14 protein-coding genes and 2 pseudogenes are annotated in these 23709 nt (G+C 69.4%); 12 read left to right on the top strand and 4 right to left on the bottom strand.

What is annotated here, in order from left to right; translation table 11 throughout:
* Positions 1-28 precede the first annotated feature (28 nt).
* The 8 genes and pseudogenes from ABT092_RS20010 (at position 29) to ABT092_RS19975 (ending at position 10153) form a co-directional block, all read left to right on the top strand.
* Positions 29-1472, top strand: a pseudogene (locus ABT092_RS20010) (NF041680 family putative transposase).
* 57 nt (positions 1473-1529) lie between these two features.
* Positions 1530-3116 (top strand): integrase, encoded by a 1587-nt coding sequence (locus tag ABT092_RS20005; protein ID WP_351245629.1) that lies wholly within the window; start codon positions 1530-1532, stop codon positions 3114-3116.
* Positions 3113-5083, top strand: a complete 1971-nt coding sequence (locus ABT092_RS20000) for a hypothetical protein (RefSeq protein ID WP_351245627.1) — start codon at positions 3113-3115, stop codon at positions 5081-5083. Before ABT092_RS20005 ends, ABT092_RS20000 begins: the two co-directional genes overlap by 4 nt.
* A complete protein-coding gene (locus ABT092_RS19995; RefSeq protein WP_351245625.1) occupies positions 5080-7266 on the top strand; it encodes a site-specific integrase in 2187 nt (728 codons plus the stop codon). The genes ABT092_RS20000 and ABT092_RS19995 overlap by 4 nt, the downstream gene beginning before the upstream one ends.
* The gene (locus ABT092_RS19990) at positions 7256-7525 is read left to right on the top strand and encodes a hypothetical protein (protein WP_351245623.1); all 270 of its coding nucleotides are present in this window, start codon (positions 7256-7258) and stop codon (positions 7523-7525) included. Before ABT092_RS19995 ends, ABT092_RS19990 begins: the two co-directional genes overlap by 11 nt.
* 35 nt (positions 7526-7560) lie before the next feature.
* A complete protein-coding gene (locus ABT092_RS19985) occupies positions 7561-7716 on the top strand; it encodes a hypothetical protein (protein WP_351245621.1) in 156 nt (51 codons plus the stop codon).
* Between the two features lie 126 nt (positions 7717-7842).
* On the top strand, positions 7843-8943 hold the full coding sequence (locus tag ABT092_RS19980; RefSeq protein WP_351245619.1) for an ImmA/IrrE family metallo-endopeptidase: 1101 nt from the start codon (positions 7843-7845) through the stop codon (positions 8941-8943).
* 10 nt (positions 8944-8953) lie between these two features.
* Positions 8954-10153, top strand: a complete 1200-nt coding sequence (locus ABT092_RS19975) for a hypothetical protein (protein WP_351245617.1) — start codon at positions 8954-8956, stop codon at positions 10151-10153.
* Here the strand turns inward: ABT092_RS19975 and ABT092_RS19970 are convergent.
* The 4 genes and pseudogenes from ABT092_RS19970 to ABT092_RS19955 all read right to left on the bottom strand — a co-directional run bounded on the left by ABT092_RS19970 (position 10138) and on the right by ABT092_RS19955 (position 15653).
* Positions 10138-10752, bottom strand: a complete 615-nt coding sequence (locus ABT092_RS19970; RefSeq protein WP_351245615.1) for a hypothetical protein — start codon at positions 10750-10752, stop codon at positions 10138-10140. The genes ABT092_RS19975 and ABT092_RS19970 overlap by 16 nt on opposite strands.
* 51 nt (positions 10753-10803) lie before the next feature.
* A complete protein-coding gene (locus tag ABT092_RS19965; RefSeq protein ID WP_351245613.1) occupies positions 10804-11094 on the bottom strand; it encodes a hypothetical protein in 291 nt (96 codons plus the stop codon).
* A gap of 122 nt (positions 11095-11216) precedes the next feature.
* The gene (locus ABT092_RS19960; protein ID WP_351245611.1) at positions 11217-12191 is read right to left on the bottom strand and encodes a DNA polymerase Y family protein; all 975 of its coding nucleotides are present in this window, start codon (positions 12189-12191) and stop codon (positions 11217-11219) included.
* A 6-nt stretch (positions 12192-12197) separates the two neighbouring features.
* Positions 12198-15653: pseudogene (locus tag ABT092_RS19955) on the bottom strand (DNA polymerase III subunit alpha).
* A 484-nt stretch (positions 15654-16137) separates the two neighbouring features.
* Here ABT092_RS19955 and ABT092_RS19950 point away from each other — a divergent pair.
* The 4 genes from ABT092_RS19950 to ABT092_RS19935 are packed head-to-tail and all read left to right on the top strand — an operon-like array spanning position 16138 to position 23708.
* Positions 16138-19188 carry a DEAD/DEAH box helicase family protein gene (locus tag ABT092_RS19950; RefSeq protein WP_351245609.1) on the top strand — a complete coding sequence of 1017 codons (3051 nt, stop codon included), beginning with the start codon at positions 16138-16140 and terminating at the stop codon, positions 19186-19188.
* Entirely contained in the window at positions 19185-20537 is a 1353-nt protein-coding gene (locus ABT092_RS19945; protein WP_351245607.1) for a restriction endonuclease subunit S, read from the top strand. The genes ABT092_RS19950 and ABT092_RS19945 overlap by 4 nt, the downstream gene beginning before the upstream one ends.
* Positions 20534-22033, top strand: coding sequence for a class I SAM-dependent DNA methyltransferase (locus tag ABT092_RS19940; RefSeq protein WP_351245605.1), 1500 nt, complete (start codon positions 20534-20536; stop codon positions 22031-22033). The genes ABT092_RS19945 and ABT092_RS19940 overlap by 4 nt, the downstream gene beginning before the upstream one ends.
* Complete coding sequence (locus tag ABT092_RS19935) at positions 22017-23708, top strand: AAA family ATPase (RefSeq protein WP_351245603.1); 1692 nt, start codon at positions 22017-22019, stop codon at positions 23706-23708. Before ABT092_RS19940 ends, ABT092_RS19935 begins: the two co-directional genes overlap by 17 nt.
* The last annotated feature ends 1 nt before the right edge of the window (position 23709 follow it).

Genomic DNA, 23709 nt, shown 5'->3' with positions numbered 1-23709 from the left:
ACGAAGCACGAGAGAACGGCCGCTGCCCATGAGTCTGCCCGTCGATGCGCCCGGAAGCGAGGCCTTGGGTCTGCTGTCCCGCTTTCGGGTCGAGTTCTACGAGTGTCTGTACAAGCGGGCCGACGCGCTCTTCGAGCTCACCGACGCGGTGCTGTGCGCGGACGGGCCGGTGAGGACGTTGGTCGAGCTGTCGCTGGCCGGCGAGCACCGGCGAGGGCACGGTGCCCTGTACGCCGCCCTGGACCGGGGCTGGCTGGAGCCCGCGCGGCTGCGCCGCGTGCTGGCCGGCCTGCCGCTGCCGAGAGCGGCCGACGGGCGGATCGTGCTCGCCGTGGACGTGTCCCACTGGCTGCGGCCCGACGCGCCGACCAGCGACGAGCGGCTGTTCTGCCATGTCTACGGACGAGGTGACCGCAGCAGTGACCAGTTCGTGCCGGGCTGGCCGTACTCCTTCGTCGCCGCCCTGGAGACGGGCCGCACCTCCTGGGTCGCTCTCCTGGACGGTCCGCCTGGGCCGGGCGGACGATGCCACCCAGGCCACGGCCCGCCAACTCCGCGACGTCGTCGACCGGTTGGCCGCCGCGGGCCAGTGGCGGCCAGGCGATCCCGAGATCCTGATCGTCATGGACTCCGGCTACGACACCGCCTACCTCTCCCACGCCCTGAGTGACCTCCCGGTCGTGCTGGTCGGACGGCTGCGGTCGGACCGTGTCATGCTCCGCGATGCAGGCCCCGCCCGCTCCGGGCCCCGCGGCGGCCGGCCCCGCCGCCACGGCGGCGTCCTCACCCTCGCCAGGCCCGACACCTGGCACACCCCCGACCTCACCACCTCCACCGCGACCACCCGCTACGGCACCGCCGAGACGAAGGCCTGGGACCGGATGCACCCCCGGCTCACCCACCGCGGTCCCTGGCTGGAGCACGCCCACGAGGAACTGCCATTCCTGCACGGCACGTTGATCCGGCTGGAGGTCGGGCACCTGCCGGGCGACCGCGACCCGAAACCCGTCTGGCTGTGGTCCTCGGCCGACAGCGCCGCACCCGCTGACATCGACCGCTGGTGGCAGTCGTTTCTTCGCAGATTCGACCTGGAACACACCTTCCGCCTCATGAAACAGACCCTCGGCTGGACCGCACCGAAGATCCGCCACTCGGACACCGCTGACCTGTGGACCTGGCTGATCATCGCCGCCCACACCCAGCTCCGCCTCGCCCGCCCCCTCACCGAGGACCGCCGCCGGCCCTGGGAACGGCGCACCGAACCCCGCCGCCTCACCCCGGCCCGAGTCCGCCGCGGGTTTCGCAACCTCCGGGCGACCACGGCCCGTCCGGCCGCAGCACCGAAACCGTCCCGGCCAGGACCGGGACGGCCCCTCGGCTCGAAGAACCAGCACCGGGCCAGGCACCACGACGTCGGCAAGACCGTCAAACGCGCCGACTCGATCAAGAAACACAAAGCTCAGCAAGGATAAACGTCAAGCTGAGTCACTGTCGGTTTTTGACTCGGACATCGGCGCGGAGGAATCTGCATGGAGGAGCCCGAGGGCTCATGGGCTGTCGAGTTCTACGACCTCAGCCGGGACTTCCCTGTCCCTGCGAGCGACGTGGATCTGGGACAGCTGGGCGACGTACACGAAATAGCACGCGAGAACGGTGCTCGGGACGGCACGCCGATCATCTGGTCGAAGCGGCACGGCGCGGATCCGTGGATCAATCTCTTCTTCCGTGCTGACGAGATCGTATCCAAGCAGCGGACCACGTGGCGCCGGTACGCGTACGCGCTCGTCGTCTGGCTGAACTTCCTGGAGCAGCGGGGGCGGCTCTGGTACGAGGCGAGCAAGCGTGACTACACGGACTTCAAGCACTGGCGGATGGCTGACACCCGCAATTACTGGCGGGTGGAGGGGACGTCGTTCGACACCGACAGGGCGGGGCTGAAGAGGTTCTACGGGTGGGCCTGTGGCGAGTACGAGGTCTTCAATCCGATTCCTTCCCAGTCCGTCCAGTCCGGTGGCGGCTTCGGGCAGGGGACGGGGCGGCGGGATCCTTCCCGTCCGGCCGGAGCGCCTCGACGGCAGGTGAAGTGGCTGCTGCGCAAGGCTTTCGAGCAGTGGAAGGACGTGGGGCTGAGGGGCTACGGGTTCGACGGTCTGCGCCCGGAGAACTGGCACGGCTTCAACGAGGACCGCAACACGGCGTTCGTCGAGGGGCTGTGGGGTACGGGGCTGCGGCTTGAGGAGTGGGCGAGCGTCCTGGACGTCGAGCTGCCGCCGGCTCCTGTGACGAACAGGTACCCGAAGGCGTGGCTGTCGCAGTCCTGCGCCAAGGGGCGCCGCCATGGACGTAACTACCGGATTCCGCGGGCGGTTGTGAAAGCCGTGACAGGTTACATGGATCCGATGGAGGGCTCGCGGGCGGAGGCGATCGGGCGGGCGCAGCGGGCCGGCCGGTACGATCGGGTGCCGGGCCTGGTGATCGTGACCGGGCACAATTCCCGGTCGAGGACACTCAAAGTACGGACTCCGCACGGGGGTTCCGCGACCGTGTCTCTCGACGTCCAGGGGCCGGAGGAACGGCTGCGGTTGTTCCGGGAGACGCAGGACGGGCTGGAGCCGCTGGCCGTCTGGCTGAGTGTCGATGGCATGCCGCACAGGGCTCACAGCTGGGAGAACACGTTCGCCACCGCCAACTCCCGGGTCGCCCAGGCGTGGGCGCGCTCACGATGGCCCGGGTTCGATGACCTGGAGGCGAAGGAGCGGGAGAGACGGGCCGCCCAGTGCCCCCTGTGGGCCCGGCCGCACATGCTGCGGCACTCCTACGCGCTGGTCTGGTACTCGATCCTGAGCGCCGTGTGGGAGCAGCGCCTGCAGGGGTTCGGCGACATCTGGTACCAGTTGGCCACGATGCTCGGACATCGCAACCCGCAGACCACCAGGGACTGGTACCTGGCGCCCTTCACGGCGCTGGAAGTCGACTACTTGATGGCGTTGGTCGACGGTGACCAGCGGGAGGCCGTCGACATCCTGCTGGGGAGGATCGCCGCGGACAGTGAGCTGGTCCTGTCCCCGGTTCCTGAGGACGGGGAGCTGCTCGACGATCCGGAGGGCGACGCGTGAGCCGGAGGGGCCGTAAGGCGAGCGTTCCCCCCGGGAACTGGCATTCACCGGAGCGGCTCGTTGTCACGGAGGACGAGTGCAGCGTCTTCTTCGTCGAGGAGAAGGGACGGCGCAGCAAGGTCTACGACTTCACGAAACTACAGGTCGGTACCGGCATTCAGCGGTGGCTGGCCCGGTCGTTCGCGAGGGCCACCGGACCGGATTCCGGAGTCAATCGGGTCAGTGCTGCCGAGGGCCTTTGGAACGGTGTGCAGCTCCTGGCGAAGCATCTCGGGAAAGTTGACCCGCCGGTGCACCAGCCCGCGCACATCACTGCGGTCCACATCAAGGAGAGCTTGCTTGCCGTCCCACTGGGCTCCAAGAAGGGCCACACAGAGCGACTGCGGGCCATCTTCCGCGCTGACAGGGAACTGCCGGCCGAAGCGCGGAACGCGATCCTGCATGGGAGGCTGCCCGCGTACGAGTCGAAGGTGCAGCCGTACAGTCACGACGAACACCAGGAGCTCATGACCGCGGTTCGTCACGACATCCGCGTCGCCCGTGACCGGATCCAGGAGGGTCGGGAACTCCTGGCTGCGTACCGCCGTGGCGACCTCGGCCCACCGGGACGTTTCAACCATGCCGAGAAGCTCGGCCGCGCGCTGGACACCCTCGACCGGACCGGGGACGTGCCGCGGCGGGTGACGCCGTCGTCGCCGCAGGGCGGGATCCCCTCCTGGGTGCAGGCGTTGGGCGGGGTCTTTGGACTCGTGTCCCGGCTGACGCTGACGCGCACGGAGACAGTGGCGTTCTGCTTGATGCTCATCGATCTGACCAGCGAGAACTTCGGCACGATCGGAGAATGGCCAGCGGCGCACTTCCGTCCGGACGGTGGCCTTGGAGAGCCCGCAGTGGCTCTGGTGGACGAGGTGAAGCCCCGTCGCGGTCCGTCGCTGGAGTTCATGGTGAAGCCGTTGGAGGACGTGCCCGCATCGCTTGCCGACGTGCTGCAGACGGACGACGGCGACAAACATCTGTACCGCTCCGCCTTCCGCGTCTACCAACTGCTGCTGGACCTGACGGAGTTCGCAAGAAGCCTCGGTGGAGAGACGCACGCTTTCTGTTACCCGAAAGTCCGCGCTAAGGGAGGTCTCGCGTGGGGGCACGGCACCCATCGGAGCGGGATCGTGGCCTGGGCTGCAGGGCACGGCTTCAGCCCGGAGAAGAGAGCCGACCGTCCCGAGGGCGAGGGAGAGGGTGGGGCACCCGGCGAACTCCCCGACGATCATGCGGCGACCGGACAGGACGGAGGGAAGGAGGAGGCCGAAGAGCCAGAGGACCAGGGGCTGTCGGTCAATGTGCACCGGCTTCGGCGGGCGGCGCTGGAACGCGGGGGACGACCCGTGGCACACACCAGGGAGATGTACCAGAACTATCTGCGGACGAGCCGGCCGGCGGTCCAGCGCGGGCGCACGGTCATGCGCGAAGCGCTGGAGGAGGAGGTCGCCAAGGCGCGGGTGGTGCAGGAGATTCCTGTGCTGACGGACGCTTTCCTTGTGCACGCGGCCGAGGCTCCGGAGCAGGCCGCGGTTGATATCGGCGTGGACACGAAGACTCTCGCCCAGCTGATCTCGGGTGAGCAGGACACGGTGCTGGTGGGCTGTACGGCCCCGGAGGACAGCCCGTTCACGGGGCCCGGAAAGCCGTGCGGCGCCTCGTTCCTCGATGACTGCCTGCGCTGCGAGAACGCATGTGCGCTGCCCCACCAACTGCCGGTCCAGGTCGAGGCGCACGGTCGCCTCAAGCATCTGAAGCGCGACCTCGATCCGCGCCTGTGGGCCCACCTTCACGCCGAGACATTCGCTCGTCTGTCCAACCTGCTGGGGCACTACACCCTGGCCGAGCGCTCCAACGCCCGGGACCGCGTCACGGCCGCCGAGCGGACGCTCGTGGATGACCTCATCAGGGGAAGGATGGACCTGCGATGACCACCGTGTCGACGTCCGGCGCCTCGGCCGGGGCAGCCCTTCTGCCGGGACCGGACACTGTGGTCCTGGCTCACCGACCGCTCCGCGACTCTACGGACAAGGCCACGCTGTCCCGGTTCGGTGATCCGGTCTGGCGCCTGGGCCCGGGGCTGCTCGACGATCAGTTGTGCCCGGTCAGCGAGAACTGGCCGCGCCTGATGCCCGACTCCTTGCGGGAAGCCTTCATGACGTGCGCATGGGTCGCGCTGAACACCAACTGGCCCGCTCAGCTCCGGCCGGCACTGATCAACGAGCAGCCCGAGGTCCTGACGATCCACAAATGGATCATGTCCATGTCGGTGTTCGCCGCGTGGCTGGATGCCCGCGGGTTCACGCGCTTGTGCGATGTCAGCAGCCGCGATCTGGGCCTGTACAAGACCCACGTACTTGCCCTGGCCAACTCCGCCGAGGACAAGAGGCGCCTGCTGCACGCGGTCCGGGTCGTCTGGGGCTACCGGGAGGCGCTGCCCGAGGAACACCGCCTCCCGCGCCGCAGGCCCTGGGGTACCGCTTCGACGGATGACCTGGTCGGCGTCAAGCGGGTTCAGAGCCGGTACAACAAGACGCCGCGCATCGATCCCACCACCATGGATGCCTTGCTGGCGTGGGCGCTTCGGATGGTCGATGACTTGGGGCCCGACATTCGCGACGCGGCCCGGGAAGCACGGCTGCTCTTGGACGGGCGGCATCCGGCGACCCTGGCAGCACGCGACCGGTTCGGCTCCAGCCCCTTGAAGGAGCGCCTCAGGGTCTACGTAGCCGAGCTGCAACGCGCGGGCCGCGGACTGCCCGGCACGAAACGCCGCGAGCGCCACGGCGGTCAGCTCGGAGTAGATCACCAGCACATTGCCCGCATGGTGGCGACCGCCGGACCCTATGTGAAGCCGTATGACCGCCTGCTGCTGTCCATGGCCGAGGAGTACGGCCTTGAACTGGAATCCGACGCCTACTTCCTCGGCCCGATCACCGGCACCTTCCAGGGCGCCCCGTGGCGCGACCGCCCGATCGGCGTGCGTGAGATCAACCAGCTGGTGCGCTACCTGACGGCCGCCTGCTTCATCGTGATCTCCTACCTCTCCGGCATGCGCAGTGGCGAAGTCCTCCAGTTGCGCCGTGGGTGCCTGAGCGAGGACGAGCACGGCGGACTCGTCCTGGTCGGACGGCGGAGCAAAGGCTCCGAGCACGATCCCGCCCCCGACCCGGAGGAGACGGAGGAACGGCCGTGGGCCGTGGTCGGCGCGGTCGCCCCCGCCGTGAAGATGCTGGAGTCACTCTCCGGCGCCGAGTTGCTTTTCCCGCCGAGCCGGCAACGCACCACCACGGTCCGCTCACGACGGAAGCAGTCCAAGCCGTCGGGCACGATGAACGACGACATCCGGGAGTTCATGGCCTGGGTGAACACCCAGTTCTCCGGCCGGGACGATCCGGCCATTCCGCCCGACCCGACGAAGGACATCCACGCGGCACGCTTCCGCCGCACGCTTGCCTACTTCGTGGTGCGACGCCCGGGCGGCCTCGCAGCGGCGCAAGCGCAGTACGGGCATGTCCGGGCCAAGGTGACACTCGGTTACGCCGGAGACGCCGACACCAGCTGGATGGAGGACCTTGCCCTCGAGGAACTTGAGATGGTCAGCGAGCAGGTGGACGAGGACCTGCGGGCGCTCGACGAGGGTGAACATGTCAGCGGCCCGTCCGCACGGGAGTACCGGCACCGGGTCCGTAAGTCTGCGGCCGTGTTCGCGGGCCGCGTCGTCATTCAGGCCGACAACGCCCGACGTCTGCTGTCCAGCAAGCATCCCGACATCCATCACGGGCAGGGCATGACCTGCGTGTGGCGATACGAGACCGCAGGGTGCCGAGAGGAAAGGGAGGCGGCCGGAGTGGCTGTGCAGGGACCGGATGAGCCGCTCTGCCGCACCGCATGCGTCAACCTTGCCTACACCGACCGAGACATCGAGGACAAGAAGAGAGAGCTCGCCCGGCACGAGGCCGCCGCAGCCGACCCGCTGTCGCCGAGGCCACTGAGGGACCGGGAGGCGGCGAAGGCCGCCCAGGCGCGTGCGGTGATCACCGCACATGAACGGGGACGGCGCGGAAACCGCCGACAGGAACCCGCAGGAAAGGAGCGGCTCGATGGGGCGTAGACCTCGGGACCGGGACAGAGACGCCGCCGCGATCAAAGCGGCGGCCGAACGGCTGCTGGCTGGCACACCCCTGCGCTCGGCCTCCGGCAAGCTGACCGCCACCGAACTCATCGTCGAGTCGGGACTACGCCGGGACGTGGTCTACCCGCACCACCAGATCTGGTCGACGAGTTCCGGCTCCGAGCCAAGGCGCAAGACCGTGTCCCCACTGCGGCTCAGGAACTCGCGGAACGGTACACGGCCGCAGTCGAGGAACTGAAGGAGACGAAGCGACAGCTCGCAGAGGAACGACAGTTGACCGCGTTCCTGCGCAGGACCGTCGTAGAGCTCTCGGTCGAGGTGGAGAGCGTCCGCCTGGAGCAGGAGGACGCCCTCGACGCCACGGTGGTGCGCCTGCCCCGGCGACGCGGCCCAGGCCGCAGATTGCCATCGGCGACCCCGGAGAGCTGAACAGCCGCAGCCCCTATCCGACCTGCGTGAACGGACCCTTCCTCGCGCAACCGTCGGCCGCACCAAATGCGGAATATTTCGAGGTGTTATTCTGAGGTTCAGATTGAGGTCGGAGGAGGTGAAGTCATGGCCGGCAGGCAAGCTCATCCTGGGATGCTCGTCCTGCTGCGTGAGTCCCGCGGACTCACGCAGGTTGAGGTCTCCTCGGCCATGACCAAGGCCTCGCCCCTGGGCGCGACGGGGGTTTCGCAGGGATACGTGAGCCGGGCGGAGTCCGGGCGGCTCACCGTCGGCGACGGCCGGCTGGAGTGGTACGCGGCCGCGCTCGGCTACCCGGAAGGCTTGCTCTGCCTGGATCCGCAGTTGGGAGGGGTGGGCGTCGGGCTGATCCATCACCGCAAGAAGGCCGCCCTCTCCGCTCCCGCGTTGCGCCAGGTGCATGCTCAACTTGCCTTGACACGTATCCAGTTGTCGGGAATCGCATCGGCCGCGAAGACCTCTCGTGGGACGGGTTCTGCTTTTCTGCGGGTTCCGCTGGACACACTCACGACTCCGAAGGACGCGGCCCGAGAAGTACGCAAAGCGTGGAAGCTGGCCCCCGGACCGGTCCCGAACGTGATCGAGGCAGTCGAGAAGGCCGGCGCCCTGGTGACCGTCCGCGATCTCGGCAGCGACCTCCTGGACGCTGTCAGCCAGTGGGATGGCGTGGAACCCCCACTGTTCTTGGTCAACGGCCGGGCTCCCGGCGACCGTTGCCGGTTCAGTGTCGCCCATGAACTCGGCCATTTGATCATGCATGCGGAGCCCGGCAGCGGGCCCCAGCAGGAGAAGCAGGCCGATAGCTTCGCGGCGGAGCTTCTCATGCCGGCGGCGGACATCCGGAACGCCTTCAAGGCCGGCGTCGATCTACAACGGCTCATGGAGCTCAAGCGGACCTGGCGGGTGTCCATGAGCGCACTGTTGCGCCGCGCCCTGGACCTGAACGCGTTGACCGAGTGGCAGCACCGCACACTCGTCATCGAGATGTCCGCACTCGGCTATCGCACAGCCGAACCTGTCGAGATCCCCCGTGAACAGCCCCGGACCGTCCCCGCACTCGTACGGACATTGCTCGACGAGCACGGGCTTACTCTCGAATCGGCAGCAACCTGCGCCCGGTTGCTGCCTGAGGACTTCCAGCACTTGTACGTCGAAGGTCACCGCACGTCACCGTTGCCGTCGCATTGAAGGACCGTCCATGACCGACGCTTCCGCTGTCTCTCCCCGCCCCTCCGGATCCGACGCTGCGTCGGACGGCATCGGTCTTCTGCGCGGCCGCATGCTGATCCAGACCCGCCCCACCTTCGTCAAAAAGGTGTCGGAGCAGATCGCTCCCAGCCTCAGCGGATTGCTTCTGTGCGGCGACGGCGCCATGCGGACCGCGCAGCGGATGCGCCGGGACGAGGCGTACAACGGCGTCCTGCTCGCCGATCCCGCCTGCTACGAACAGGCAGTTGCCACCGAGGAGTCCCCGTTCCCCGAGAGTGAGGCGGAGGGGTTTTTCCTCAACGACCCGCTGGAGGTCTCCCTCTCCCGGCAACGCGCGGTCGGCGTCACCGCGCCGATCACCCCGACCGGATACATCCAGGCCGAGGACTCCGACGCGCTTCGTGCTGCCGTCCTCCGTATCAAGGAACTCGACGACCCTTCGGTGATCTTCGCGGTGCCGATCGACGTGGCCTGGCTCCGGAACGAGGAGTCGACGAAACAGCTGATCGGCTACCTCCAACTGACATCAGGCCCCAAGGCGATCATGCTGGGCGGGCAGATGGACCCACTCGCCAGGTACGCGAAGGCGGTCTCCCACCTGCGCATGCTGGTCACCCAGGTCCCGGACGCCGCCCTGGTCCGCGCCGACCTCGCCGCCTTCGGCGCACTGGCGGCCGGCGCGCTCTTCACCGCCTTCGGCGCGAGCGGCAGCCTCCGGCATGTCATCGCTCCTGGGGAGAAGGCACAGACCAGCAGGAAAGGGGGCGGCGGACCCACCGCACCGCACGTACTCCACCCCGAACTGATGGACTTCTACCTCGGGGACAATCTGGCGAAGAAATACGGCGGCACCTCCGCGCCGATCTGCGACTGCTACGCCTGCGAAGGCCGCTCCCTGGATGCCTTCACCAGCAACCACACGCCACTGCCCGCCCAGGCCGCGGCCCACAACATCGCCGTGCTCATGGGCTGGCTCCGCGATCTCTGTGCGATCCCCTCGGGGATCGCACAGGAACAGTGGTGGCACGACCGATGCCGCCGCGCCGTCGATCAGTACCCGCTGCTGAACGCCGCCCTGCGCCAGCCCGGCACGTTCAAGGTGCCCGAGCAGCTCAACCGGTGGGCTCTGGCCGCACCCGAATCCGCGCCTGTCCCGCTCGAAGCCCCGGAAGCTCAGCGCACCCGCTGATACAACTCCTCGACGAACCACCAGGCCGCCGCGGTGTGGCGCTGCGGCCGGTAGGTCTCGGGCTCCAGCACCATCTCGATCTCGTCGCCCGTGTCGATGAGAACCCCGATCCCGTAGAAGTCGGCCTCCGCCAGGACTTCGTCCAGGCGTGCAGGGCGGCGGCTGAGTAGCATGGCGCGACGGCAGAACGGGGCGAACCGTCCCGCTCTCTCCAGCCCCTGCCGCCAGCCAGAGGCCGGCACCACTGCGAGATCCACCTGCAAGGGGCGCACCGCGCGCCGCGTCACCGTTCTCCGGTCCCGGTCCGCCGCTCCGGCAGGAAGCGAGCGCAGCGCGCGCCTCTCATGCTGATCCAGTGAGCCAAGTGGGAGCGGCATGCCGACAGGAAGCGACAGCAGCGTCTCCAGCGGGTGCATTCGGTCCAGGCGCCCCGCACCACTTTGCCGCCGACGCTCGTCCTCGGCGGCGTCCAGGCGGTAGAAGAACACCGCCTCCACGCCCATGACCTGGGTGAACGCAGTCTTCCCGCCCGGTTCCACAAGCTGGGCAGGCACCGTTTTCACCGGGCCGCCGCGCACGGAACTCACCGAGGTCATCATGGCCTCCACCCTGCCTCACCCGGCCGCGACCGCAAACACCGGCCCCGTCGGCTATCCAACCTGTTCCGTTCCTGTCACCGCTGCCAAACGATGCAAGAGACCTGCCAGGTGCTGCCAGAGCTCGTCATCGTCGCTGCGCCGGTAGCGCTTACGTCGCTCGCCCGGATCCTGCGGAAGGCTCACGGCCAGCCCAGCCTGCACCAATACATGGATCGGTGCCTGATAGAGGCTGGCCGAGATCCCGTGGGAAGTTGCCAGATCTCCCATGGAGACACCCCGGTCGTCCGCCTGTGCCAGCGCCAGCAGCACTTCGGCCCGGTAGCGATTGCCGAAGAGACTCACCGAGAGCTCACGCAGCCCCTCGGGCCCACTTTGAAACATGATTCATGATTCGTTAATCACGTTTCCTCTGTCAACCCGCCGGGCCGACGGGTTCCGCGCCGGCCCGGCGGGCAGTACGGCACTCACCGCAGGCCCGCGGTGCTCGCGGGGCGTACCGCCCCCTGACCGAAGCGGGCCCGTGCCCGGTCGGCGGCGGCCTCGATGCGGCGGGTCTTGTCGTCGTCCGGGCCGAAGGTGAGCTGCCGGGAGACGGAGGCGGCGTCGCCGAGGTCGCTCGCGCGCAGGGTGAGGGAGCGGACACGGGCCCGCTGCAGCCCGAGCGTCAGGTGCAGGGCGTGGGCCCCCGCGCGGAGTTGGGGGCTGTGTGCGGTGGACTCGGGCAGGGTGCGGCTGCGGGTGGTCGTCGAACGGTCGGCGTACTGGACGGTCAGCGTCAGCGCACGGCAGGCCTGCCGCTCGCCGCGTAGGCGGGCGCCGAGCTGTTCGGCGAGATGGGTCAGGGCGGCGCGCTGCCGGGCGGCGTCGAGTTCGTCGCGTACGAAGTGGTGCTCGGCGCTGAGGGTGCGGGGCGGGGCGCCGGTGGTGACGCGGCCGGCGTCGATACCGGCCGCGCGCTCACGCAGCACCCGTCCCGTCGCCGTGCCCAGGATGCGCTGGAGCGTGAGCGGCGGCGTGGCGGCGATCTGGTCGGCGGTGTGCAGACCGTACGAGGACAGAGCGCGGGCGGTGGCAGGCCCCACGCCGGGCAGCGCGGCGGCGGGCAGGCCGGTGAGAAAGCGGGTGATGGTCTCCGGATCGTCCGGTACGGCACGGATGGCGCCGGGCTCCCCGCGGTGCGCGACGAGCCGGGCGAGCAGCGGGTTGGGGCCGATGCCGACCGTCACATCGAGGCCGAAGACGGCGGCCGCACGCATCCGGATCAGGCCCGCGAGCCCGGCTGCGTCCCGGCCGAAGTAGCGGGTGCTCCCCGACACATCGGCGAGCGCCGCGTCCGGCGGCAGCGCCTGCACGACAGGCGTGAACTCCCCCAGCGTGTGGATGAGTTGACGGTAGGTGACGTCGGGCTGCGGGTCGCCGAAGTGGACATAGAGGATCATCGGCGGTCACCCGGCGCTTCCGGGGCTCGCATGATGGAAGGACCTTCCGGTAAGGGTGTCGAGAGCGGTCAGGGCGGTGGCGGAGGGCGGGGTGCCGGGCGGCTGCAGGTCGGCCCAGGGGTGCAGGGCGTAGCCGGTGGACTGGGTAAGGGTGCGGCGCGGTCCCGTCGTGCGCCCGGCGGGTGCGGGGCGGGTGAGACGGTCGGCGACGGCGGCGGGGCCGCCCTCGCGGTACAGGCCGACCAGCTCGGCGAGGTCCCAGGCCGCGGTGCCGGTGATGCTGAAGGCGCGCGGCGGGCGGCGGGCGGCGGGCCACGCACGAGCAGCAGGCTGCTGTGGAACACCGTATGGGCGCAGCGCGCGTGGCTGTCCTCGAAGAACGCCAGGTCGGACAGGCCAGTGGGGTCGTCGAGGGTGGCGAAGATGACGCGCTTGCCGGAGCGGATCGGCGGGGTCTGGGTGGCGACCTTGACGCCCGCGACGAGCACGGTGGCGCCATGCCTGAGCCCCGACAGGTCGGCGGCGGGGGTCGCTCCGATGTCGGCGAGCAGGGAGCGGTGCTCGTCGAGGAGGTGACGGGAGATGTCCATGCCGAGCACGTCCAGCTCGGCGGCGAGCTGTTCGGAGGTGGACATGGCCGGCAGGCCCGTGACCGGGCCTGCGGTGCCGTCAGGACCGGTCGCCATGTCGTCGTTCTCCATGGGGAGTTGGCCTGCGGCCGAGCCGCCCTTGCCGCGTCCGGAACGGTGCAACTCGGCGACCTTCAGCAGGAGTTCGCGTCGCACGCCGAAGGAATCCATCGCCCCGACCTGCGCCAGGCATTCGGCCAGCGGGCGGCTGGGCCGGGCGCGCTGCCAGAAGTCCTCGAGCGAGGTGTACGGCTGCCCGGCGGTGATGCGCCCGCTCTCGGCCTCCGTGATGCCGCGCACCTGCGAAAGCCCGATCCGCACCCCCCCACTTACCAGACACCAGTTCGATTGCGTGTGCGGCCTGGGACTTGTTGATGTCGGGCAGCAGCAGCGGAACCCCGTGCCGCCGGGCATCCGCCGCCAGGACGCGCTTGTGGTACATCCCCGGGTCGTGCGTGAGCAGCCCGGCGAGGAGGGCCGCCATCCGGTGGGCCTTGAGCCAGCTCGACTGGTAGGCAGGCTGTGCGAAAGCGGCGGCGTGCGCCTTGGCGAACCCGAAGCTGCCGAAACCCTCCAAGATCTGCCACACATCCCGTACGGCCTGGACCGGATAACCGCGCTTACGCGCCTGGTCGGCGAACCACGCCCGCACCCGCCCCTGCCGCTCCGGGTCGGACAGAGCGCGCCGCGCCTCGTCCGCCGTGCCCCGGTCGCAGCCGGTCAGCGTCGCCATGATCGCGATGACCTGCTCGTGGAAGACCACCTGCCCCTCGGTCTCCTCGAGGATCGGCTTCAGGTCCGGGTGTGCGTAACGGATCCTGTTCTGGCCGTCGCGGGCCTTGATCAGCGGCTCCACCATGTTGGCCGCAACCGGTCCGGGCCGGAACAGGCTGATGTCGAGCGCCAGGTCGTCGAACGACCGCGGCCGCAGATTCCGCACCAGCTCTCTCTGTCCCGGACTCTCCAATTGGAAGGTCCCCAGGGTGTCCCCGGAGGTGATCATGTCGTACGTGGCCGGGTCGTCCGGCGGTACCTGTGCGGGATCGTCCAGGTCGAGGCGCTCGCCGGTGACTCGTTCGATCTCGGCGGCCGCGTGCGCGAGCGCCGACTGCATTCGTACGCCGATGACGTCGATCTTCGGGTGGCCGGTGTCCTCGATGTCCTCCTTGTCGAACTGGGACATGGCGATGTTCTCGACGGTGGTCGGCGCGACGGGGGTGCGCTGGAGCAGCCTGGCGTTGGAGACGAGCAGGCCGCACGGGTGCATCGCCGCCTCGTGCGGCAGCCCGTCGAGAGCTTCCACCAGCTCCCACAGCCGGCCGTGGTCCTCGGCGGCGACGTCGCGCAGCTCTGGCAGCTCGGCGAGCGCGGCTCGCACGTCCTTGGCCCGGATGTGCGGGAACGCCTTGCTGAGCCGAGCCGCCTCGTCCGGTGCCATGCCGCGGGCGCGGGCCACGTCCTCGATGGCGCCGCGTGCTCGGTAGGTCTTGTAGACCGCGAGCGTGGCTACCCGGTCGGCGCCGAGTCGCTCCCGTACCGCCTGATAGACCTCCAGGCGGCGGGCCGATTCCACGTCCAGGTCGATGTCGGGCAGTGCAGACCGCCGTGCAGACAGGAACCGCTCCATGAGCAGGCCGTGCGCCACCGGGTCGACCGGGCTGATGCCCAGGAGATGCGTGACGAGGGATCCCACCCCTGAGCCGCGGGCCGCGACCCGGATGCCGAGGCCTTGGGCTTGTGCCGCGACCTCGGCGACGGTCAGGAAATACCCGGCGAAACCGTGACCGGCAATGATCCTCAGCTCGTCCTCGAGCCGGTCCCAGCGCTCCACCTCCCGGTGGTAGCCGCAGTTCATCATGCCCGCCGCGCATTTCTCGGCGAGAACGCGGTCGGCGGTGTCCGCCTGCGCGCCCACCAGCTCGGTCTCGGGAAGATTCAGTCGGCCCAGGCCGAAGGCCTCGCCCGGGTCGACCGCGCAGGCCGCCGCCGTCTCCTCGGTCACCGCGAGCAGCCGCCGCGCCTCCAGGGCTCGGCCGCCCACCGCCTCGGCGATCCGCCCGGCGATCCGCTCCATCTCCCCGGCGTCCTTCAGCCACCGCTGCCCGCTGTCGAGACGGGACGCGTCCCGGCCGTCGATCGGCACCAGCGAACGGGCGGAGTCGAGGATGTCGGCGACCTCACCCTGATGCGGGTCGGCATAACGCACGGCGTTGCTCAACACGGCCTCCACTTGCTGCTCGGCGGCGAAGCCCGCTATTCGCGCGGCAAGGCGCAACGACCCCGGGCTCGTACCGGTCCGCCCGTGCCACGACACCTCAAGGCGGAGCGACCGGCTGAACCGCTCACGCCACGGATCCAGCAGCGCTGTGGCCTGGTCCGGGCGTCCCGACGCCAGCGCCTGCCCCACCTCGGAATCGGCTCCGAGTAGCACGAACACCTCGTCATCCGGACAGGCCAGGTCCTCCCAGGTGACGCCCTGGTCGGACGCCGCCGACACGAGACGGCACAGCTCGGCCCAGCCGCGCGCGGTCCGTGCCAAGAACACCGCGCGCAGTGGCGCCTCCGTCACGAACGCACCGCCTCTGGCGGGGGTCCGCTGCCGTGCCGCCGACGCCGCCCCGGACGAGGGCGCACCAGGCACAGCCAGATCAACGCCGAAAAGGGGCCGGATCCCGGCTCCCGCGCACGCCTTGGCGAAGCGCACCGCGCCCGCGAGTGAGTCCCGGTCGGTCAGCGCCAGGGCATCGAGGCCCCGCTCTGCCAGTGCCCGCGGGTGGCTGGCCCCGTAACGCAGTGAATAGCCGCTCGCTGCACGGAGATGCGTAAACGACATACACACCTCCTGTTGCTCATACCCCCCCTTTGTGCCATCTGTTCCAGTCGACCGTGTGGGTCACCCTAACTTCATATTCGCACATTCGTTCGAAAGGTGGAGTGTGTGATCGCGCCTGCGGTCGGCGCCGGCGATAACGGGGTCGGTTGAGGGTGATCTGGCTGCCAGGCGGCCATTCGTCCCGATAGTCATCGGCGAACACGGTCAGTCGCTGAAGGTCGACGGACGCCTCTGCGTGCTGCATCAGCAACATCGATAAGGGGCACCGTGAGCCGCGCCCGCCGGCCGACGCTCCAATCTTCGATCGGGGGCGTTATGTGGTGCGGGCCGGATGTAAAACGAGCGGGCAGGTCCGTCGGAGCTGGTGCGTAAATCACTCGTATCGGATCAAAGTGTCAGTGTTGTGCGCAGGGGCCGGACGGTAGGGTGAGAGCTGTTCTGTAGCGGATTCCGCGGCGCCGCAGTGCAGGTAGGGAGGGTCGGCGTGGCTCTGGAGCCGAGCGTGCTCGAAAGCCGGTTCACGGACCTGGCTGTCGCGTCAGCCAATTTCGGATTCCTGCTTCCCCACGAACCGCTTCTTGTTCTTCACGGCGCATCCTGTGAGGCCCGCACAGCAACCGCGCCCGCTGAAGCAGTGGCGGCGGCACGCCAGTTCGGTGAGGTTCTCGCCGCTGAGCTGGGCCGCCGGGGCGGGGTGCGCCTGCCCGCGGGCGATCAGCTGGCCCGTCTGGACCTCCTGTCCCGCGCTGGGATGCTTCCCCGGCCGGTTCGGGAGGCGTTCAACGACCTTCACCGCTTCGACGGCGGTGCGCATGATGAGTGGGAGGTAGCGGCGCATCTGGTCGGGCGCTGCTTCGCGCTGGCCGCCTGGCTCTTCCGCGCGGTGACCGGCGACTCGGAGCCGATGACCTTCGTCCACGCCTCAGCGTCCGATCTGCGGGTTCTGGCGCAGCGGGTCGCTGTGCTGGAAGAGGACCTGCCCCGGCTGCGCAGCGAATTCGACCAGCGCGCAGCTCCGGCGCCCCTGGCGGTCGCCGAGCGTGAACAGCTGATCGTCAGCGCGCGCGATGCGGCCTATGAGCCGCTGTGCGAAGCCGACATTGCTGCGGAAGTGCAGCGCAGGCTCGCCAAGGCGGGATGGGACGTTCTGGGAGTCGGCGAGGAGTCTCAGCTCAACCGTTCCCTGGGCTGCGTCTTGGTGCAGCCCCGCCTGGGCGGAGGACTCCGCGCGGACATGTTGCTGACCGTCGGCGGACAGGTGGTCGGGATCGTCGAGTGCAAACGGGACGGCACCGATCTCGACGAGGCCATGGAGCAGGCGGGCGCACTGGCGCAGGCCCCGGCGGGCTCCCTGCCGTGGCCCGTGTGGCGCTCGCCGCTGCCGTACCGGTATGTGAGCGACGGCCGGCGTCTGCTGTTCTGCGGCACCAATGACCCCGAATCCCACGCGCGCCTGATCAGCGGCTTCCATCAGCCCCGCACGCTGGCCCGCTGGCAGCGCGAGGCGGAGGCGGACGGTGGCGCGCCGACCTACCGGGCCCGCCAGGCCGCCTACCTGCAGTGGCAGAACGAGGGGTTCGACCAGCTGCGCCAGGCCCAGCGCAGGGCGGTGCGGGCCATCGAGCAGGCCCTCGCGGCCGGTCAGCGGCGCGCCCTGGTGCAGATGGCCACCGGCTCTGGGGCGAGCTTCACAGGGGTGTTCACCGCCTACCGACAGCTTCACTACGCGCGCGCGGGCCGGATCCTGTTCGTGACCGACCGCAAGGTCGCCGTGCATCAACTGATCCACCAGCTGCGCCAGTTCAGCATGCCGGACGGTGGGCGCCCTCTCGATGACGTGTACCCCGTCCATGAGCTGACCGCGCACGGCCTGGCCCCGTCGGCTTCCGTGGCCGTGGCCACGGTGCAGCGTCTGTCGGCCATGCTCTCCGACACGCAGGCGCCCGAGGACGGACCCGAGAACGTGTCGGCGTACGAGACCGCCGAACGGCAGGCGCATCCCGATGCCACACCCCTGGAAGTGACCTACTGCGAGGCGCTGCCCCCCGACGCGTTCGATCTCGTCATCGTCGACGACTGCCACCGCGCGCTGTACGGACAGCGGCGTGCCCTTCTTGAATACTTCGACGCTCCCATCGTCGGATTCAGCGCGACGCCGACCGCCACCGTGCTGGGATTCTTCAAGGGCAACCTGGTCAGCTCCTACAGCTATGTACAGGCCGTCGCCGACGGCGTCGCTGTGGACTGCTCCGTCTACGAGATCCGGGTCGCCAGCGAGCGGCAGCCAGCGTCCGCCACCCCAGTCGGCGCGGTTGGTGTTCAAGACCAGAGCTCGCGCCGCGCCCGCTACGAGGACCTGGACGAGGAGCTGACTTCCACCGCAGGGCAGGGCCCGGCCAGGGCTGTCCCGACCGAGCGCTTGGCGGCGGTGGTGACGGCTTTCCGTGACGCGCTGCCGACCCTGTTCCCTGACCGGATGCTGCAGGGCGGCGGGCCCGGCGTGGTCCCCAAGACCGTGGTGCTGGCGCAGGACGGACAGCATGCGGACGAGGTCGTAGAGCGCATCCGCGACGTGTTCGGCGCCGGGGACGACTTCTGCCGGCGGATCATGCACCGCGACGCTCATGCGGAGCACCTGCTGCGGGATTTCCGCACGACACCGCAGATCCGGATCGCGGTCGTGACGGATCTGATCTCCGGGATCAGCGACATGCGGGCGATCGAATGCCTGCTGATCCTGCGCGAGGTGCGCTCCGCCACCTACTACGAGCAACTGCTTGCCATGGGAACGCAGACCATCTCGTCCGCGGCACTGCGCGCCGTCACCCCGGGGGCGGTTGCCAAGACGCAGCTCGTGGTCGTCGACGCGGTGGGCGCTTCGCGTCACCTGCGGCCGCTGGTGAATGTGACGGATGCATCCGGGCAGGAGGGGAGGGCCGCCTTGGAGCACCTGCTGGACCGCGCCGCCAGCGGGCTGGTGACGGCGCAGGAGACGGCCGAACTGGCCATCAGACTCGCCCGGCTCATCCCCACGCTCAGTGACGCCGACGGTGCCGAGATCCGCAAGCTGGCAGGCCAGCCGCTGCAGGAGCTGGTGACCCGTCTCCTTGACTCGGTCGACTCGGACAACCAGGCATCCCTGCGCCGGGCAGGCGGCAAGAGAGCCGTCGACAACGAGCGGCGCACGGCCCTCTACCCGCTCACCGAGGAGCCCGAACTCCAAGAGGCGCTGCTGAACCTTTACGACCGGCCGGCCCCTATGTTGGTGACGGCATCCGAAAGGCGTCGCCGCCAAACGGAGACAGTGCGCCAGCGTCTGGTCGAGTTCGTTGAGCGGTCCGGACACTTCACCCCGGCCCAGCTGTGGTGGCTCGAGAAGATCGCGGACGTGGCGGCCGCCGAGGCCCACTTCGCCCCGGCGTATCTCGACAGCATTCCCTTCTCGGCGCGCGGCGGCACGGACGGCTTCCTCGACGCCTTCGGGCCCGACGCCGCGATCGATCTCCTGGACGAACTGCGCAGGGCTCTGGCGTGATGAATGAGGTGCCTGCTGGCTGGAGGATCGTCCGGCTGGCCGACGTGCTGAGCGAACCGCTGGTCAACGGTCGGTCCCTACGCCCCGGCGAGGGCGGATTGCCCGTGCTGCGCATGCCGGCACTGCGGGCAGCCACGGTGGACTTCACCCAGTCCAAGAGCAGCGACCGCAGTGGCAACGGCCACGCGATACTCGTGGCCGAACACGGGGATGTGCTGGTCGGACGGGTCAACGGCTCACACTCCCTGGTCGGCGAAGGCGCTCTGGTAGACGGCCCCCCGACCCCGACGGCCATTCCCGACTCCATGATCCGCGTGCGCGTACGCCCCGGCGCCCTCGATCCGCGCTACCTCGCACACCTGTGGAAGTCGCCGGTCATGCGGCGCCAGATCGAGGCACGCGCTCGCCAGGGCGGCGCAGCGATCTGGCGGATCAACCAGCGTGATCTGGCCGACGTCCTGCTGCCGCTGCCCCCTGTGGGGGAACAGCGCCGGATCGTCGGTCTGTTGGAGGACCACCTCGCCCGCATCGACGCCACCACGATCCGCACCCACAGCGCCCTCGATCAGGCCGATGTCCTTAGCCGCGCCCTGACCGCGCGGGCAGGGCGCGGCGCTCTCGCCGGCGCTGCTCGGGTTCCTGCGAACCTGCCCCGGGCGGCGGGCGTAGGGGACGGGACACTGCCCGGCCTTCCCGAACGCTGGCAGTGGACCCGCCTGCACGATGTCGCGGAGGTCTCCCGCGGCATCGCCTCGCCCGGCACGCAGGAGTGGAATCCCTCTGACGCGGACGTCTCCTGCCTGCGGGTCGCCAACGTGCAGCGAGGCCGCCTGGATCTGGACGATGTCCGCACGATCCGGCTGCCCTCATCACAGACCGAGGCGGCCCGGCTGCGGGCAGGCGATGTGGTGCTGACCGGCGGCGGATCGATCGACAGCCTGGGCCGCGGCTGGATCTGGGAGGAGCAGCTGCCCCACTGCGTTCCCCACAGCCACCTCTTCCGTGTCCGCATCTCCGCCCATCAGCTCCACCCCGTCCTGCTGGCCTGGCACGCCAACGGCTTCGGCCGTACGTGGTGCCAACGCAACGCCACCCACAGCGTGGGGCCGGCGTCCATCAGCCTGGCCAAGATCCGGCTCATGCCGGTGCCCGTCGCGCCCGTAGACGAGCAGGACCACCTGGTCGCGGTCGTCCAGGCACACACCGCAGCCCTGAACACGGCCCGTACGGCCGCCGAACGCGCTCTCGAGGTGGCCGGACGGCTACGGCGTAACCTCCTGGATCGCGCCTTCACCGGTCACCTGTCCCCTCCGCTTCCCCCGTCCGGGCAACAGGAGTTTGTGCTGTGAACCCCACCGTCTCCTCCCGCCCCGGATACGACCAGGCCCTGGTGGCCCGGTTGTGGAACTACGCCAACGTGCTGCGCGACAACGGCATCTCGGGCCTGGAGCTCATCGATCAGCTCTCCAGCCTGATCGTCCTCAAGCGCGCCCACGAACAACGCCAACGCCCCCTCAACGGGCAGGACATCCTCGGGTTCGACGCCTGGGTACAGCTCACCTCGACCGACCGCGACCACCTGATCCCGGCGTACGAACGGATCCTGGGCCTGCTCGCCGCCCGGCCCGGAACGCTCGGGCTGCTCTTCCGCCGGGCACAAAACCGCATCCCGGATGCGGCCCTCCTGCACCGCTTGATCGTCGACGTGGTGGACGGCTACCAGTGGTCCTCAGCTGGCATCGGCGACGTTTTCGAGGCGTTGCTGGCCCGCATGAGCACGGACGCGAAGACCGGCGCCGGCCAGTACTTCACGCCCCGACCGCTGATCGAGGCGATCGTGCAGTGCGTGCAGCCCGGCATCAACGACACCGTCGCCGACCCGGCCTGCGGCACCGGCGGTTTCCTGATGAAAGCCTTCGACTACCTGGTCGACCACTATCCTTCAGGTGTCACCGAGGCCCAGCGCAAGCGGCTCGACCAGGGCGCCTTCTTCGGCGTCGAACTCGTCGACGCCACCGCTCGGCTGGCCACGACGAACCTCGTCCTGCACGGCGTCACCCGGGCCGACGAGACCCCTCCGTGCATCACCGTCGGGGACGCGCTGGCCCGCCCACCGGGCAGGCGGGCGACGCTGGTGCTCACCACCCCTCCCTTCGGGCGCAGCTCCACCAGTGAGGAGACCTACCGGGAGGACTTCTGGACCCTCACCACCAACCGGCAGCTCAACTTCCTCCAGCACGTCCACAGCCTGCTGGAGACCGACGGCCGCGCCGCCGTCGTGATGCCCGACAGTGTGCTGTTCGAAGGCGGGCCGGGTGAGCTGATCCGGCGGCGCCTGCTGGCCGCGTGCGACGTACACACCCTGCTGCGGCTTCCCACCGGCATCTTCTACGCCCGCGGCCTCAAGGCCAGCGTCCTGTTCTTCGACAAGCCCGAACCGCGCCCCGACGGCAGCCCGTCCACGACCCGGCTGTGGGTGTACGACCTGCGCTCTTCGCACACGGCGACGGCCAAGCCCACGGCGCAGTCCGGCCCCGACTACGGCGACTTCGTGTCCGCCTACCGGCCCGGCCGGCCCCACAGCGAACGAGTCGAAACCCCCCGCTTCCGGTCCTTCACCGTCGACGACCTGCTCGCCCGGCACGCCGTCAACCTGGACCTGCAGGTCGCCGAACCCCCGCCCGGGCCCTTCGCGCTGGAAGAGCCCGAGGCCGACCTGCACCGCATGGCGCAGGAGATCACCGCTGAACTGAGCGCCGCCTTGGCCGAGTTCGCCTCCCTGACCGAAGCGCTGCGCCCCTACGGCGTGCACGCGGACGGCCCGGATCGTGAGGCGGAGCGGTGACGGCAACCAGAGGCGCGATGACCGGAGGGATGCCGTGCGGCTGCTGCGCCTGAGCCTTTCCTCCTACCGGGGCCTGCGCCAATTCGAGCTGGACCTCACTGGCGCCCTCGACGGCGGCCATGCCATCGCCACCCTGATCGGCCCCAACGGCGGCGGCAAGTCCCGGGCCCTGCACGCGCTCGCCGAGATCTTCGGGGCCCTGTACCGGCCCGGGCGCCGTGCGGCCTTCGCCTTTGAACTCGACTACGAGGTCCACGGCAGGACGGTCCGGGTCGTTCAGACCTCCACTGACGCCTCGCCCGAGCTGAGCGTGGACACCGCAACGGGCTGGCCGATACCCGTGGCCCGCGCAGTGTGGGCGCAGCATCTGCCCGATCACGTCTTCGGCTACCAGGCGCACGCCCAGGCTCCCTGGGCCAGCGAGTTCGACCAGCACCGCCGCTTCGCCGCACGCCGCGTAGGCCAGTGGCGCCGGCAGTGGATGAAGGACTTCGACGAGTGGCGCGCGCACCAGCCACCGGGCCAAGGGGAGCTGTGGACCGAGCAGTTCACGCTGCCCATCAGCTGCGCCCTGTACACGCCGGTGTTCCTGTGTACGCCTGCGCACCTGCCGTTGCTGCTCCTCGCGCAGACCACCCATTGGTCTGACTCGTTCGGCACCTATCTGCGCCGCCACTCCTACTTGCAGCGGGTGGCCTCCGCAGTCCTGCGGATCCGCGCGCCACGCGCTGCACGCGCCCCGCACCTGGCTGCCCTCCCGTACTGGGGCCTGGGCGGGCCCGCCCGCACCCTGTTCGCGGCCGCCTCCGAATCGGGGCGGTTTGGTCTCATCCCCGACGCTGACCCGGTGGACGGAGCCGGCAGCCCCGCCGACGGGTTCCAGATCGTCCTGGGCACCGCGGAAGATGTCCGCGCCTTCCGTAACCTCTTCGACAGCGATTTGTCGATGTTCGGCCTCCTCGCCACCTTGCTGGACGCCGGCTACCTCACCGTCGACGTCCGGCTGGACAAACCCGGCACGCTCACCGTCGGCCTGAACGACCTGAGCTCGGGGGAGCAGCAACTCCTCACCATTTTGGGCCTGCTCAGACTCCAGCGGGCACATGAGTCGCTGTTCCTGCTGGACGAACCCGACTCCCACTTCCACCCCGAGTGGAGCCGGCGCTGGTACTCCTCCGTACGCAGCGTGCTGGGACCGCATCAGCACTCGCAGTTCCTCACCGCCACCCACGAACCGCTCCTGGTGTCCAACATGACCCGCGAGCAGGTCCGCGTCGTCACCACCGACGTGGAGGGCCAGGCCACCGCGGTGATTCCGCGGGCAAACCCGCGCGGACAAGGCGCCGGCGGCCTGCTGACCACCGACCTTTTCGGCCTGCCCACCCAGCTCGACGAGCACACCCAGGATCTGATCGACCGCCAGTACGCGCTGCTCCCCGAGGCGGAAAGCGATCCGGTCAAACAGGCAGCACTGCGCGACGTCACCGCCCAGTTGGAGACGATGGACTTTCCCAACTCCGACCGTGATCCGCTCGTGGCGGCCTTCCTCGCCGAGCTCCACCGCAGACGCCTCGCGCTCCTCGATGCCTCCCACGGCCCCAATCCGCCCTCGCCCGAACGACTGCAGGCCCTGGTCGCCGAGCTGTTCCACGAGCGTTTCTCGTCGGTGATCTGAC

The sequence above is a fragment of the Streptomyces sp. NPDC002490 genome (assembly GCF_040296045.1).
Classification (GTDB): Bacteria; Actinomycetota; Actinomycetes; order Streptomycetales; family Streptomycetaceae; genus Streptomyces.
The sequence above is the reverse complement of the archived record's forward strand: the minus strand, read 5'-3'. Positions and strand labels throughout refer to the sequence as shown.